We start from the raw sequence: 14,002 nt of genomic DNA, 5'->3' as shown, positions 1-14,002 counted from the left end.
CGAGCCGCACGGTTGACGGACGAGCCGCACGGTCGACGGACGAGCCGCTCGGCGAGGGCGAGTCGTACGGTTGAGGGCATCGCATGGCCGGGGGCGCGGCGGCCGGGGACATCCGGTCGCCCTCCGCCGTTCTGCCCGGACGGGGCCATGCCCGGCCAGGGTCACACGGGCGTGTCGAGGACTCCCCAGGCGGTGAGCGCGTCGAGCAGGCCCTCGGTGAGCGGGAGCCCGCGCAGCTCGGCCGGCGAGCACCAGCGCGCCGCGGACGCGTCGCTCCCCGGGGCGAGACGGCCGCCCGTGACGGTGGCCAGGTAGTCGTGGATCTCGTACACGATTCCGCCCGGGCCGGGGCGCTCCACGGTTCCGGCGAGGGGGCCGACGGCCACCTCGAGGCCGGTCTCCTCGCGCAGCTCGCGCCGGAGCGCCTGCTCGTCGGTCTCCCCGGGCTCGACACGGCCGCCCGGGAGGGACCAGAGCCCGGCGCCCGGCGGATTCCCCCGCCGGATCAGCAGCAGCCGGCCGTCCGCGCCGACGACGATGGCGCCGACGCACCTGATCGTTTCCACCTCATCCAGGGTAAGCGGGGTATACGGGCGTACCCTTGACGTAAGCACATCTCCGGAAGCGCGGTGATCGACTGTGAGGGGCGCGCCGGTATGCCCGCGGTGCTTCGGGCCGCTGAATGAACCGAATATCTGGTCGAGCGCCTGGCGGTGCGACGCGCACGGCGACGTCCTCCCGCTGCAGCCGCCCTGGCGCCCGTCGAACGGCGCGCTCGAGGCGCTGACGAGCAATGCGCGGGTCCCGGTCTGGCTGCCCTGGCCGCTCCCGGCGAACTGGCTGGTGAGCGGCTTCGCCGCGGCGGGCGATGAGCGCACCCGGTTCCGGGCGAGCGTGGTCGCCCTCACCGGCCCGTCGGTGCTCCACGGCCCCGCCGACATGCTGATCATCGCCGAGGAGCCGGGGGTGGGCCTCGGCGCGAACTTCGCCGGGCTGCCCGGCCCCGACCCCGGGGACGGCTTCGCCACCGGCCCGCCGCACGCCACGATCGAGCTGCGGGGCCACACGGTCGCGCTCTGGTGCGCGGGCGCCGCCGTCCCGGGCGACCGGGCCGCCTACGTGGGGGAGGCGCTCGGCAACTGGGTGTGGACGGTGACGTGGCCGGCCGAGGTGGGCTGCCTGATCGAGCTCGAGGACCTCACCCTGCGCGACCTGCGGGACGACGATCAAGCGCTCGACCTGCCGTTCGGCGCCTTCTCCCCCCGCCTGCAGTGGAACCGGGCGTAGCGGGCCGCGCGGAGATCACCGAGCTGCGGGCCCGCGCGCGGGCCGCGCCGCGGCGTCCGCCTCCCGGTGCTCTCAGGAGCACGGCGTCCCGCCGGGGCGGATAGTAAGGTTCTGACCGTGACAGCGCGTATCGAGCGAGTGGTGACCTCGGGCCCGGTCGAGATCGAGGGCGTCGAGTACAACGTCGAGAACAACACCTGGATCGTCGGGGATGACGAGGAAGTGATCGTCATCGACCCCGCGCGGGACGCCGACAAGATCCTGGAGAAGGTCGGCGACCGTGAGGTGCTCGCGGTCATCTGCACCCATGGCCTGCCGGACCACGTGGACGCCGCGATCGAGGTGGCCGCCAAGGACGAGGCGGTGATCGCGCTCCATCCCAAGGACAAGCGCCTGTGGCGGCAGACCTGGGAGGAGACCTGGCCCGACGTCGAAATGGAGGACGAGGGGGTCTTCTCCGTGGCCGACGTGGAGCTCGAGGTGCTCGAGACGCCGGGGGTCACCCCGGGCGGGGTGTCGCTCTACTGCGAGCAGCTCGGCGTGGTCTTCACCGGGAAGACCCTCCTCGCCGACGGCCCCGGGAAGCTCGGCGACGAGTATCCGGCGCTCGCCGACCAGCTCTCCGTGATCGGGGAGCGGCTGCTCACCCTGCCGCACGACACCCGGGTGCTCCCCGCGCACGGGGAGGAGTTCACGATCGGCGACGTCGAGCCGCAGTTCGACAAGTGGGTCTCCGGGTCGCTCATGGAGTCCTCCGGCCCCGAGGTGCCGTTGCTGCCGGACGGCACGGCCGCGTCCGGGATCAAGCTGACGGCCGACGAGTAGCGGAGGATCATGGAGCAGCTCGGCCTCGGGATCACGCCGAGGCGGCTCTACTCGTGCACTCCGTCCCGGCTGAACACCTGGCTCGACTGCCGGCGCAGATACCGCTTCACCTACCTCGACCGGCCGGCCCCGCCCAAGGGGCCGCCGTGGGCGCACAACAGCCTGGGCGCCTCGGTCCACAACGCCCTCGCCGCCTGGTGGCGCGCGCCGTACGAGCGGCGGACCCCGGCGACCGCCGCCGAGCTGGTGGCGGGCGTGTGGATCACGGACGGCTTCCGCGACGCGGAGCAGTCGGCCCAGTGGCGGGAGCGCGCCCGGCGGATGGTCGCCGCGTACGTGAGCACGCTCGACCCGGCGTGCGAGCCGGTCGGGGTCGAGCGGGTCGTCGCCACGCGCACCGAGGTGATCACGGTCTCCGGCCGGGTGGACCGGATCGACCACCGGGACGGCGAGCTCGTGGTGGTGGACTACAAGACCGGACGGAGGCCGCCGACCGAGCAGGACGCCCGGAGCTCGCTGGCCCTGGCGATCTACGCGATCTCCGCGTCCCGGATGCTGCGCCTGCCCTGCTCCCGGGTGGAGCTCCACCACGTGCCGACCGGCGCGGTCGCGGCATGGGAGCACACCGAGGACTCGCTCGCCCGGCACCTGCGCCGGGCCGAGGAGATCGCCGAGGAGGCGGCGGCCGCCGACGAGGCGTACCGCGCCTGGGCCGGCCGGGCGCCCCGGCGGCGCGCCGGAGAGCGGCCGGCGCGCGACGGCGGCACCGCGGCCGGGGTACCGCCGGAGATCGACCGTCTCTTCCCGCCGAACCCCGGGCCGCTCTGCTCGTGGTGCGACTTCCGCCGCCACTGCGCCGAAGGCCGGGCGGCCTCGCCCGACCGCCGGCCGTGGGACGGCCTGGCCGAGGAGGCCGAGGCCGACGGCTGATCCGGCGGCTCAGCCGCGCTGGATCATGCGGGCCTCGGCGGTGTTCCAGAACCTGGTGAGCGCGTGTGCCGTGGTCTCCGGGGCCTCGACGGCCGGCGAGTGGACCGCGCCGGGGATCACCACGCACTCCGCGTCGAGCCGGCGGGCCATCTCCGCCTGGAGCTCGGGCGGCCAGCCGTCGTCGTGCTCGCCGTACAGGACGAGGATGTCGAGCCCGCACCGGGCGAGCTCGTCCACCCGGTCCGGCGCGCTCAGCACCTCATGGGCCATGGCGACCAGGCCGGTGGGGTTGTTGGCGAGCAGCCGCTTGCGCAGGAACGCGATGATCTCCTCCGGCACGCCGGCGTTGATCGCGTCGGGCTCAAGCCGGTTCGCCCAGATGTAGTCGATGCCGTGCTCGGGGAGCTCGGCGAGCAGCTCCCGGCCCAGGCGCTCACGCGGGCCCACGATCGCCCCCGGGCCGGAGCTCATCAGCGTGAACGAGGCGAGCTTGGCCGACCCCTTCAGCACGGTCTCCCGGGTGACCAGGCCGCCGAACGAATGGCCGAGCAGATGCACGGGCTCGCCCTGTCCCACCACCTCGGCCACCGCGGCTACGTCGGCGCCGAGGGCCGCGCAGGTGTACGCCGCTGGGTCGTCCGGCCCCGGCGTCTCGTACTGCCCGCGCATGTCGATGGCGACCACCCTGCGGCCGGCCTGGGCGAGCGGTTGCAGGATCGCAAGGAAGTCCTCCTTGCTGCCCGTGTACCCGGGCACGAGGAGGGCGGGCCAGCGTTCCGCCACCCCGTTGACGGGCAGGGCCTCCAAGGCGGCGAACGAGCCCAGCGGCGTTTCGATCTGCTTAACGCTGACACCCGGGGGGAGGGTCAGGAAACGCGGCGTACTCACGAAAAATCCTCCACCCTGCTCGGTAGAGTCGGTTGGTTCCGTTGCCTACCGCGGTCACGCGGCCGGCGCCGTACTCCGTGCTCGCCCGGCAGCGGGAGACGCTGCGGCGGTCCGGAGCGGAGCCTCGGCCGGCCTCCGGGGGTACGCGGCCCGCATGGGGTGCGCAACCGGCCGGACTCCGCCACGTCGGGGGCGGCGGCACGGCGCCCGGGAGAGTCCGTCGCGACCGCAGCGGCCGACGACGCCCGAACCTCCGACCATGTGGTAAGCCCGTGTCCGCTCACGCGCCACCACCATACCCCGCATTTCCGGGGGTGACGGCGCCGCGAGCCGCACGGCGGTCACCGTGATCATCTTTCCGCCTCCTTGGCCTGGTCATACCCGCTGGGTGAGAGAAGCCGCCACCCATTGGGGCGACCGGTCAGCGGCGGCGGGACCGCGAACGGCGGCGGCGCGACGCCGGGCGCTCCGGCATCACGGGCGGCGCCGTGTCATCGTCCTCGTCGTCGATCGCGAGGACCGGCGCCCGGAACACCACCTCGAACGGGCTCGACGGGATGATCCGCTCCGGCTCGGGCCTGGTGACCCGGTCGGTCATGCTCTCGTCCACCGGCTGGTCGGCCCCCTCATCTGCGTCGGTGTCCGCCCGGTCGGCCGCGCGCCGGTCGGTCTGGGCGAGCTCCTCGCTCGCCGCCGAACGGCGGGTCCCGCGGCGGGCGGGCTTGCCCTCCGGCTCGCTCTCGGCCGGCTCCGGCGCGGGCTCGGCGCCCACCGCCGGGATGTCGGCGAGCGCGTCGCTCAGCGCGGCGCGGTTCGCCCCCCGCCGGCTCCGCCGGCCCGAGGTGCTCTCCGCCGCGCTCTGCTTGATCTCCTGGGCTCCGTCCTGGGCTTCGGCGGACGGCGCCGTGGCCGGCTCGGCGGTCTGCTGGGCGCGCCCGCCCCGGGTACGGCGGCGCTCCCTGCGGGACGACCGCCGCTCCTCCCGGTCCTCACGCGACCGGGAGCGGCCGGTGTCGCCGGAGTCGTCGAGCTCCTCGGCCTCGAGCCCGGCGCGCACCCGCTGGTCGCGCGGCAGCACGCCCTTGGCGCCCTCGGGGATGTGGAGGTCGCTGTAGAGGTGCGGCGAGCTCGAGTAGGTCTCCACCGGGTCCGGGATGCCGAGGCCCAGCGCGCTGTTGATGAGCATCCACCGCGCCAGCTCGGTCCACTCGACGAACGTGATGGCGACCCCGGACCGGCCGGCGCGGCCGGTGCGGCCGATGCGGTGGATGTAGGTCTTCTCGTCCTGCGGCAGGTCGTAGTTGATGACGTGGGTGACGTCGTCCACGTCGATCCCGCGCGCCGCCACGTCGGTCGCGACGAGCACGTTGATCTTGCCGTTGCGGAAGGCGCGCAGGGCCTGCTCGCGCTGGCTCTGGCTCAGGTCGCCGTGGACGGCCGCCACGGCGAAGCCCCGGTCGCGGAGCTGGTTCGCCACCATGTCACAGGCCCGCTTGGTCTCGCAGAACACCATCGCCAGCGTGAGCTCGGTGCTCTGCAGTACCCGGGCGAGGATCTCGATCTTGTCCATGCGGTGCGTGCGGTAGACGAACTGCGTCGTCCGCGGCTTCGTCTCCGCCTCGATCTCCGCGATCTCCGCCCGGATGTGGGTGGGCCGGTTCAGGTAGCGGCGCGAGAGGGCGACGATCTCCCCCGGCATGGTCGCCGAGAAGAGCATCGTCTGCCGCTTCTCGGGCAGCAGCTTGATGATCCGCTCGATGTCGGGGAGGAACCCGAGATCGAGCATGCGGTCCGCTTCGTCGAGGACGAGGATGGCGATCTGACTGAGATCGAGGTGCTTCTGGTTCACCAGGTCCAGCAGCCGGCCCGGCGTGCCGACGACCACGTCGACACCGTTCTTCAGCGCCTCGATCTGCGGCTCGTAGGCGCGGCCACCGTACACGGTGGTGATCCGCGTGCCGAGCTTGCCGGCGGCGAGAACCAGATCCTCGGTGACCTGCAGCGCGAGCTCACGGGTCGGCGCGAGGATCAGCCCGCGGGGCTTCTTGCGGTTCTTCCTCGGCTTGCCGATGAGCTGGAGCGTCGGAATGCCGAAGGCATACGTCTTACCCGTTCCGGTGCGCGCCTGCCCGATGATGTCCTGCCCGGACAGTGCCAGGGGCAGGGCCATCTCCTGGATCGGGAACGGTGTGACGATGCCCTCGGTCTCCAGGGCATCTGCGATCTCCGGGATTACACCCAGGTCTCGGAACGTCTTCGTCAGGGTTGCCTGCCTCAATCGGTGTGAAGGCGGATCTTCCGGGACATGCTGGCCGGCAGATCCTTCCCGGTCCACGTCCACGGCGGTCTGTCACGCCCTCATCGTGATGAGCGACCGCGGCCTCCCCACTTCCGGATCCAGGGAAACGAAACCCCCGGATCAACACAGTGCGGTCGCGCCTTCACGGATCAGTCTACTCGATACCACAACCTGCCGCGGATTTCAGCACCTTTCCCGGGAAAGACGCCAAGAACCGCACGGTAGAACCTCCGGTTCCGTACGGCACGCCGGAGCGGCGCGGATGGGGTGCGCCCGGGGAACGTACCCTGCAGCCATGACTGATTGCGCTCCTGGCACCGTGGATCTGTTGGGCGTGCTCGCGTACGGGGAGCTCACCGCGTTCCTCCGGATGGCCGAGGACGCCGTCGCGCACGCCCCCACGCTGAACGATCGAGCGGCGCTGGCCGACGTGGCCGCCAACGAACACCGGCACTTCCGCCTGCTGCGCGACAAGCTCGAGTCCCTCGGGATCGATCCCGGTGAGGCGATGGCCCCGTTCGTCGGGGCCATCGACGAGTGGCACCGGCTCACGACGCCGAAGGACTGGCCGGAGGCGCTGGTGAAGGCGTACGTGGGCATCGGGATCGCCGGGGACTTCTACCGTGAGGCGGCCCGGCGTGCCGACTCGGAGATCCGGGAGCTGGTCGAGCAGGTGCTCGCCGAGGACGATCGGTCGGAGTTCGTGGTGGAGCGGGTGCGCGCGGCGCTCGACGCCGATCCCCGGCTGAGCGGGCGGCTCGCCCTCTACGCCCGGCGGCTGGTGGGGGAGGCGCTCGCCCAGGCCCACCATGTCGCGGTGGCCCGCCCGCAGCTCGCCGCGCTGCTCGTGGCGGGCGAGGGTGAGGACCTGGCCGGGATCAGCAAGTTGTTCGCGCAGCTCACCGAGGAGCACGGAAAGCGGATGAGCGCGCTCGGGCTCACCCCGGGCCCCTGAGCGCGGAGCGGGGTCGGTCGCGGGCCGGCGTCCCGGCGGATACGGGCCGCTCGTCCGGCCGCCGGGGCCGGCCGGTACGCGTGGCGGACGCGTGCCCCGTCCGGTCGGAAGCGCCCGGCCGGAAGCGCCCGAAAACGGAAGCGGCCTCACCGCCCGTGCGGGAGGCCGCCCGCTCATGTCGTGCTGACGATCGCCTCGCGGCGATCCGCCGCCGTGCCGTACGGCGATCGGTGAGGAGCCGTCAGAGCGTCCCGCCGAAGCCGACCGGGCGCTGCTCGTCCTCGCCGATCTCGACGAAGCCGAGCGACGCCACGGGGATCACCACGCGGCGACCCTTGGTGTCGGTGAGCGAGAAGACGCCCTTGTCGTGGGCGAGCGCCTGACGGACCTGCTCCTCGATCTCGTCGGCCGTCAGGTCGGTCTCCAGGACCAGTTCCCGGTGGACCGCTCGTATGGCGATCTTGACTTCCATGCGGCTCCCCTTTCGCCGTAGGCCGGTCCCTACCCATGGTCATCGCCGAGCACGGCCTTGGGGCGTCGGATCGCGTCAAGCGAACAGCGGCCCCTCAGCCGGTGCGGGGGAAACCGCTGATGCCCCGCCAGGCGAGCCGGGCGATGAGCTGAACGGCCGCGTCCTTGGGGATCGAGCCGTGGCTGCGCAGCCAGTAACGGGCGCTGACCTCGGCCATGCCGACCAGGCCGACCCCGAGCAGGTGGGCCTCGTCGGCGGAGCAGCCGGTGTCCTCCTGGATCACCTGGCTGATCGCGTCCGCGCACTCGCGCAGGGAGCGCTCCATGCGCTGACGCACGGCGGCCACGTTGCGCAGATCCGACTCGAACACGAGCCGGAACGCCTCTCCCTGGCTCGACACGAAGTCGAAGAACGCGTTGATCGCCGCGTACACGCGCTGCTTGTTGTCCGTCGTCGACGCGAGCGCCTGCCGGCAGCGGGCCACGATGTCGTCGACGTGCTGGTCGAGCAGGGCGAGGTAGAGTTCGAGCTTCCCCGGGAAGTGCTGATAGAGAACCGGCTTGCTGACGCCCGCCCGCTCGGCGATCTCGTCCATCGCGGCCGCGTGGTAGCCGTTCTCCACGAACACTTCTTGCGCCGCGCGCAGCAGCTGACGGCGACGGGCCATCCGGGGGAGCCGGGTGCCCCGGGGCTTGGCGTCCGGGGTAGCGGTCACGGCAGTCTCCTCGTGCGGTGTGCTACAGGGGCTCGCCGCCCCGGGGGCTCATCCTACGCGCCGGTAACGCAGGTCAGCGATAGTCCTCGTCATCGAGGTCGACTTCACGCTCTTGGTCCGCCACGTCCGCCGGGTCGGCGTCGAACGGGATCCGCGTCGGAAGGCGACGGTCCTGCTCCGGGACGGTGACCGGCCGGTGCTGCTCGACCGCGTCCGCCTCGGGGGCCTCGATCGAGAGCTCCTCGACCTCGTCGAGCGCGTCCTTCTCGGTCATCTGGCACGTCCTCCCGTTCGAAAGGCTTGCAGCGACACGTCCACCTTACGGCCCGCGGGCCGCTCAGGCTAAGCACGGCCCGGCTGGAACAGATCACCGTGCTCGGCCACGCGTTCCAGCACGTCGGAGGCGGTGAACGTGAGCGCGTCCGGGCTGTCGCACGCCTCGACCTCCGCCCACCGCACCGGCGTGGAGACCGTGGGCAGCCGGCCGGCCCGCAGCGAGTACGGGGCGATGGTGGTCTTCGCCGGGTTGTTCTGGCTCCAGTCGATGAACACCTTCCCCGGCCGGGCCCGTTTCGCCATCACGCTCGTCACGAAGGGGTGCTCCGCCTCGAGCGTTCTGGCGAGCCGCCGGGCGTACTCGGCGGTGCCGTGCCCGCGCTCCCATGGAACGTAAACCTGGATGCCCTTCTTCCCGCTGGTCTTCACGCAGCCGGTCAGGCCGTCGCCGGCGAGCGCGTCGCGGAGCAGCAGGGCGACCCGGCAGCAGTCGACGATCGTGGCCGGGGCGCCGGGGTCGAGGTCGAAGACGAGCGTGTCCGGGGGGAGCGGCGTGCCGTCCGCGCCGACCCGCCACATCGGGACGTGGATCTCCAGCGCGGCCAGGTTGGCGTAGTAGACCAGGGTGGGCAGATCGTTGACGAGCGCGAAGTCGATCCGGTCGCGCTGTTTGGTGCTGCCCTTGGCCGGGAGGGTCACGGTACGGACCCAGTCGGGGGTGTGCGCGGGGGCGTTCTTCTCGTAGAAGCCCTCCCCGCCGGCGCCGTCCGGGTAGCGCGTGACGGTGAGCGGCCGGTCCCGCAGGTGCGGGAGCATCACCGGCGCGATCCTGGCGTAGTAGTCGATGACCTCCGCCTTGGTGAAGCCGGTGTCGGGGTAGAGGACCTTGTCCAGGTTGCTCAGGGCGAGGTCACGGCCGTCCACCCGTACCCGCACGTTCGCCGTCATCTCCGGCTCCTTCCGCCTCGGGGGCCCGCCCGGTCCGGGGACGGGGCCGCCGCACGCGGCTCGGCGGCCTGGTACGGCGCCGCCGCAGTGGGTACCTGCCCAGGAGGCGAGTCTCTTGTAGCACCCGGATCCGATTTCGAACGAAGAAGCGAGAATGTGAGCATGCGGAGCATCTGGAAGGGCGCCATCTCGTTCGGGCTGGTCACCATCCCGGTGAAGCTGTACCCGGCGACCGAGCAGAAGGACGTCACCTTCCACCAGGTGCACCGCACCGACGGCGGGCGGATCAAGTACAAGCGGGTCTGCTCCGTCGACGGCGCGGAGGTCCCGTACGGCGAGATCGCCAAGGGGTACGAGCTGCCCACCGGCGAGGTCGTGATCCTGACCGACGAGGACTTCGCCGAGCTGCCGCTCAGCACCTCCCGCCGGATCGACGTGCTGCAGTTCACCTCCGCCGATCAGATCGACCCGATCTACTTCGCCAAGTCGTACTACCTGGAGCCCGAGGCGCAGGGGACCAAGGCGTACGTGCTGCTCCGGGACGCGCTCGCCCGGTCCGGCCGGGTCGCTGTGGTCAAGATCGCGCTCCGGCAGCGGGAGTCGCTCGCCACGCTCCGCGTCCGTGACGGGGTGTTCGTGCTGGAGACCATGCTGTGGCCGGACGAGGTGCGGGAGGCCGCCTTCCCGTTCCTGAAGGAGACCGTGGAGGTCCGGCCGCAGGAGCTGAAGATGGCCGAGTCGCTGATCGAGACGATGGTCGAGGACTTCGACCCCACGGCCTACTCGGACGCCTACCGGGAGGCGCTCCAGCAGGTGATCGAGGCCAAGGTTGCGGGCAAGGAGGTCGTCGCCCCCGAGGCCCCCGCCGAGGAGCGCCCGGCGGTCGACCTCATGGCCGCGCTGCGGGCCAGCGTCGAGGCGGCGAAGCGGGAGCGGGCGCGCGCCGCCCGGCAGGCGGAGCAGGAGCCCGCGGCCGGCGAGGAGAAGGCGCCGCGGAAGCGGCGGGCCAAGCGGTCGGCCTGAGCGGACGACGGGTACCGGTCGGTGGTACCGGCCCGTGCTCTGGGCCGGAGCCGGAGAGGTGGCGTTCCGCCCGGAACGTGCCGGGGCCGGAGCCGGAGAGGTGGCGTTCCGCCCGGAACGTGCCGGGGCCGGAGCCGGGTGGCGTCTCCGGCCGGAACGGAGCGGCGGGACCCGGATCGCTCCTTTGGATGGCTTCCGCGGATCGCTCGGGGATGACGTCCGATTCCGATCCGTCCGCGGGTGGGGAGTCCATCCGTGCGAGGTGGGGGATGGGGTCGCCCGGGGCGGCGTGGGGAAGCCGCGGCCGATCCCGTACGGGCGGGCGCTCCGGCGGACCGGCGTCCGCCGGAGCTTCTTCTTCTCAGGTGCGGTGGCGTGACGTTCCGGCCGGTCAGGATGCGGCTGTCCCGCGTCCCCAGCCCGGCCGGCCCGTCACAGCGGGAACGGGCGATCGCCGATCCGATCAGTCCTCGTAGTCCACCACCGCGTCGCCCGTCGCGATGATGACCACGGCGTCATCCTTGCTGATCTGCTTCAGCGCGCCGTGCTTGTGGCCGGTCTTGTAGTGCTTCTTCTTGTAGTGGCTCGTCTTCTTGTGGCACTGGCACTTCTTCGCGGCGTGCAGCGTGTGCCAGCCCCAGCAGCCCCAGTGCGGGCCGTGCCAGCCGTGGCTGCTCTGGGGCAGCGGTGAGGCGTTCGCCGCGGTGGCCGTGGTGAGGGTGGCGATGCCGGCGGCACCGGTGCTCACGGCGGCACCCACCGCCACTCCGAGGAGCAGATTGCGAATTCTGGGCATTTCGTGTCCTCCTCGCAAGGATCGGCTGCCCATTTCGCGGGATCCCCACTGGGTGTGGAATGTCATGAATATCACGTATGCCTTGTATGTCCCGCAGTGTCGGATATTACCGAGGTGCTGGCTGAACAAACGCGGGGCTTGATCTTTGGGGAAGTGTTTCCGCTCTATAAGAATTCTTCGCCGATCAATGACTTTCTCATCCTGGGCCGGCTGATTCGGCGATTCCGGTCGTGGGTACATGGTGCCGCGCGATATCCCAGTGGATTGCGTGGCCATTCCGGATTTCGTGCCCGGATGACCGGACCCGCCAATGGCGTGCGCCGCATACGGCATGCCGTACGGCGAGGCGGGCGTCCTCACCCGGCTCCGGCGTACGGTACGGCCTGCCATCCGGGAACCGGGGAACGGGCGGCGCGGGCCGCAGGGGGCGGCTGTCTCACGCGGTTCCAGAGCCCGTGATGCGGCGATCCGGCGTGCCGGTTCCCGTGCTCTCGACCCGGTGTCCCGGGGCGTGGGGGTCTGCCGCCGGGCGTGGCACGGCGCGGCCGGCGGTGCGCCACGGTAGGGCGGCCACACCGTCCGGTGGTGCGGCGCGGTCGGCGATGCGGTGCGGCCGGTGGTACGTCACGGTAGGCCGGTGCCACACGGTCGCTGGTGTGGCCGGTCGGCGGCGTGGCCGGGGGTGCGGTGCGGCCGCCTGAGCGGCCGCCGCAAATGGCGAAGGCTCCGGCGGAGTCCTCCTCCGCCGGAGCCCTGCGTGCACTGCGTGGATATGTACTTCTGGGTCGGGATCGATGACGCTCGCATCGGCTACCTGGAGTGGAGGGGTAGCCCGCGCTTACCCTGCGCCACCACCTCGGCGTTCTGCCGACGGCCTGATCCCGGCCTCGTCGTCACGGGGATCGGCCGGAGCCGTGCCCCTCGGTCTCACTCCTCGATGTGGTCGTGAGCGTGGCGGTCGTTCCACCAGTTGTTGTTGTGGTTCCACCAGTTGTTGTCGTTGAACCAGAAGTTGTTGAACCAGTGGTCGTCCCGGTTGGTCTTGTCCTGGAAGCCGATGGCGACGTCCTTGGCGACGATGCCGAAGCCGGAGGTGTCGTTGTAGCTGTCCTTCCAGGCGTTCTGGTTCCACCAGTTCTTGTTGTGCCACCAGTTGTTGTGGTCGCGGTCGAAGAAGTTCCGGTGGTCCCGCACGTGGTGGTGGTGGTCGTCCTCGGGCTGGATCACGATCGGCAGCACCGTGCCGTTGGTCGGCAGGAGGCCGTTGTCCTCAAGGTCGGCGGCGCTGGCGGCGGTGGCACCGAGGGCGAGCGCCCCACCGGCGACGAAGGTGCCGAAGGCCAGACCAGCGATGATGTTCTTCACAGCGGGCATTACGTTTTCCTCCTTGACAGGATTCATGTGCCCTTTGTCCGCCAACATTTCTCGCAATTTGAGAAATGTCCTGATGGCCGGTATTGAGCCATCCTCTCGGTGCCTGGTTGATTTCCTGGCCCCTGCCGCCATAAACGACTGTCTGTCCTTTTTGGTGGACTATTGTCGGTTTATGGAGAGCGTTATGTGTTGAGCGCCACTTTTGTGGGCAAATGTCCGCTTCATCCGTCCGGCTAATGCGCATTGCCACCTATGCGGGCGTCGCGGCGTGCGGTGGCCGCGGGCCTGCCGTCCCGTGCCGGCCAGGCCGGGCCGGCACGCCGCCGTCGTCCGGTACGGCGCGGCAACCCCTCGGCCGCGCGGACCTCGACCGGATGGAGGAGGAGCGACCGGCTCGGCGCGGAAGCGCGCGGCCGGCGGCCTTCCGGTCACTCAGGGCCCGCGAGACGGAGCGGTGGAACGCGCCTGAGCCGGAGGACGGTGCGAGAGGCCGCCCATGACGAGAGGCACCCGTATCCGTGTCGTGGCTCATCCGTGTCCAGGCGCGGTGAACCGGCTCAGTGGGGCCGTGGGATCCCCGCATCGGGGCGCATGGGCGTGTCCGCCGTGCGGGGTGGGTCATGGGGCGCCGGCCCGCACACGGCACGGAGGCGGCTCGGCAGGCGGGCGTATGGGCGCGGTTACCAGGGAATCGGCATACCAGGGAAGCGGCGTGCCAGGGGAAGGCGGGCGAATGAGTGCGGTGACCAAGAAGAGGATCAGCCGGTGCCCCCGGAAGGCCCGTGGGCCGCGTCTCGCCTGCTCGCCCTGACCTTGGGCGCAACATCTGATCATGGGCGCAGCGAACGAACCGAGGCCGGGCGCCGTGTGGATCAGCCCGCGCTCGCACGGCCAGATCAGCACTGTGCGCGCCCTACCCCGCGCCACGCCGTAGGCTCACACCTGTTCAACCTCCGTGACCATGGAGCAGCCTGGCCGGTGAGCCGCACGGTGCTCGCACGCCCGAGCTCGACTTCAGCTGACCGGTCGCGGGCCGTTCACGGGGAGGGCCTGGCGGGCACGCGCTGCCGCGGGGACAGGTGCCAACGGCCACCCCTCACCCGATGATCCCTGCGATCCGCTCCCGCTTCGGGCGGTCAGGACGCCATTCGATCACGCGCACCGTATCCGTCCCCGGCGTTCCCGTGGAAGACGCCGGACCGGTCCAGGACGGC

The 14,002-nt window shown here is 71.4% G+C and carries 14 protein-coding genes; 5 read left to right on the top strand and 9 right to left on the bottom strand.

Annotated features, from left to right (window positions below; genetic code table 11):
• Nucleotides 1-161 precede the first annotated feature (161 nt).
• Entirely contained in the window at nt 162-566 is a 405-nt protein-coding gene (locus TBIS_RS14900; protein ID WP_013133232.1) for an NUDIX hydrolase, read from the bottom strand.
• Between the two features lie 73 nt (nt 567-639).
• Between TBIS_RS14900 and TBIS_RS14895 the strand changes: the two genes are divergently transcribed.
• From TBIS_RS14895 to TBIS_RS14885, 3 genes are all read left to right on the top strand, one after another.
• Complete coding sequence (locus TBIS_RS14895; protein ID WP_013133231.1) at nt 640-1,287, top strand: DUF6758 family protein; 648 nt, start codon at nt 640-642, stop codon at nt 1,285-1,287.
• 117 nt (nt 1,288-1,404) lie between these two features.
• Nucleotides 1,405-2,112, top strand: a complete 708-nt coding sequence (locus TBIS_RS14890; protein WP_013133230.1) for an MBL fold metallo-hydrolase — start codon at nt 1,405-1,407, stop codon at nt 2,110-2,112.
• A gap of 9 nt (nt 2,113-2,121) precedes the next feature.
• Entirely contained in the window at nt 2,122-3,042 is a 921-nt protein-coding gene (locus TBIS_RS14885; protein ID WP_013133229.1) for a RecB family exonuclease, read from the top strand.
• 9 nt (nt 3,043-3,051) lie between these two features.
• Here the strand turns inward: TBIS_RS14885 and TBIS_RS14880 are convergent, their stop codons facing one another.
• Together TBIS_RS14880 and TBIS_RS14875 are read right to left on the bottom strand one after the other, a co-directional pair.
• Nucleotides 3,052-3,930 (bottom strand): alpha/beta fold hydrolase, encoded by an 879-nt coding sequence (locus TBIS_RS14880; protein WP_013133228.1) that lies wholly within the window; start codon nt 3,928-3,930, stop codon nt 3,052-3,054.
• Nucleotides 3,931-4,351: 421 nt separating this feature from the next.
• Nucleotides 4,352-6,208 (bottom strand): DEAD/DEAH box helicase, encoded by a 1,857-nt coding sequence (locus TBIS_RS14875; protein ID WP_013133227.1) that lies wholly within the window; start codon nt 6,206-6,208, stop codon nt 4,352-4,354.
• A gap of 316 nt (nt 6,209-6,524) precedes the next feature.
• Here TBIS_RS14875 and TBIS_RS14870 point away from each other — a divergent pair, with 316 nt between their 5' ends.
• The gene (locus TBIS_RS14870; RefSeq protein WP_041431659.1) at nt 6,525-7,184 is read left to right on the top strand and encodes a ferritin-like fold-containing protein; all 660 of its coding nucleotides are present in this window, start codon (nt 6,525-6,527) and stop codon (nt 7,182-7,184) included.
• A 241-nt stretch (nt 7,185-7,425) separates the two neighbouring features.
• Here TBIS_RS14870 and TBIS_RS14865 read toward each other — a convergent pair whose 3' ends face one another.
• The 4 genes from TBIS_RS14865 to ligD form a co-directional block, all read right to left on the bottom strand.
• Nucleotides 7,426-7,656, bottom strand: a complete 231-nt coding sequence (locus TBIS_RS14865; protein ID WP_013133225.1) for a DUF3107 domain-containing protein — start codon at nt 7,654-7,656, stop codon at nt 7,426-7,428.
• Between the two features lie 94 nt (nt 7,657-7,750).
• A complete protein-coding gene (locus TBIS_RS14860; protein ID WP_013133224.1) occupies nt 7,751-8,371 on the bottom strand; it encodes a TetR/AcrR family transcriptional regulator in 621 nt (206 codons plus the stop codon).
• A gap of 73 nt (nt 8,372-8,444) precedes the next feature.
• The gene (locus TBIS_RS14855; RefSeq protein WP_013133223.1) at nt 8,445-8,645 is read right to left on the bottom strand and encodes a hypothetical protein; all 201 of its coding nucleotides are present in this window, start codon (nt 8,643-8,645) and stop codon (nt 8,445-8,447) included.
• A 68-nt stretch (nt 8,646-8,713) separates the two neighbouring features.
• Nucleotides 8,714-9,595, bottom strand: coding sequence for a non-homologous end-joining DNA ligase (gene ligD / locus TBIS_RS14850; protein ID WP_013133222.1), 882 nt, complete (start codon nt 9,593-9,595; stop codon nt 8,714-8,716).
• Nucleotides 9,596-9,757: 162 nt separating this feature from the next.
• Here ligD and ku point away from each other — a divergent pair, with 162 nt between their 5' ends.
• Nucleotides 9,758-10,618, top strand: coding sequence for a non-homologous end joining protein Ku (ku, locus tag TBIS_RS14845; protein WP_013133221.1), 861 nt, complete (start codon nt 9,758-9,760; stop codon nt 10,616-10,618).
• Nucleotides 10,619-11,081: 463 nt separating this feature from the next.
• Here ku and TBIS_RS14835 read toward each other — a convergent pair whose 3' ends face one another.
• On the bottom strand, nt 11,082-11,414 hold the full coding sequence (locus TBIS_RS14835) for a hypothetical protein (RefSeq protein ID WP_013133220.1): 333 nt from the start codon (nt 11,412-11,414) through the stop codon (nt 11,082-11,084).
• 927 nt (nt 11,415-12,341) lie between these two features.
• Nucleotides 12,342-12,788 carry a hypothetical protein gene (locus TBIS_RS19340; protein WP_013133219.1) on the bottom strand — a complete coding sequence of 149 codons (447 nt, stop codon included), beginning with the start codon at nt 12,786-12,788 and terminating at the stop codon, nt 12,342-12,344.
• Between the last annotated feature and the right edge of the window lie 1,214 nt (nt 12,789-14,002).

The organism is Thermobispora bispora DSM 43833 (genome assembly GCF_000092645.1).
GTDB lineage: Bacteria > Actinomycetota > Actinomycetes > Streptosporangiales > Streptosporangiaceae > Thermobispora > Thermobispora bispora.
The sequence above is the reverse complement of the archived record's forward strand: the minus strand, read 5'-3'. Positions and strand labels throughout refer to the sequence as shown.

Coding starts and splice junctions, on each gene's coding strand:
- TBIS_RS14885 (WP_013133229.1), top strand. CDS start 2,122: ATGGAGCAGCTCGGCCTCGGGATCACGCCGAGGCGGCTCTACTCGTGC.
- TBIS_RS14835 (WP_013133220.1), bottom strand. CDS start 11,414: ATGCCCAGAATTCGCAATCTGCTCCTCGGAGTGGCGGTGGGTGCCGCC.
- TBIS_RS14855 (WP_013133223.1), bottom strand. CDS start 8,645: ATGACCGAGAAGGACGCGCTCGACGAGGTCGAGGAGCTCTCGATCGAG.
- ligD (WP_013133222.1), bottom strand. CDS start 9,595: ATGACGGCGAACGTGCGGGTACGGGTGGACGGCCGTGACCTCGCCCTG.
- TBIS_RS19340 (WP_013133219.1), bottom strand. CDS start 12,788: ATGCCCGCTGTGAAGAACATCATCGCTGGTCTGGCCTTCGGCACCTTC.
- ku (WP_013133221.1), top strand. CDS start 9,758: ATGCGGAGCATCTGGAAGGGCGCCATCTCGTTCGGGCTGGTCACCATC.
- TBIS_RS14870 (WP_041431659.1), top strand. CDS start 6,525: ATGACTGATTGCGCTCCTGGCACCGTGGATCTGTTGGGCGTGCTCGCG.
- TBIS_RS14865 (WP_013133225.1), bottom strand. CDS start 7,656: ATGGAAGTCAAGATCGCCATACGAGCGGTCCACCGGGAACTGGTCCTG.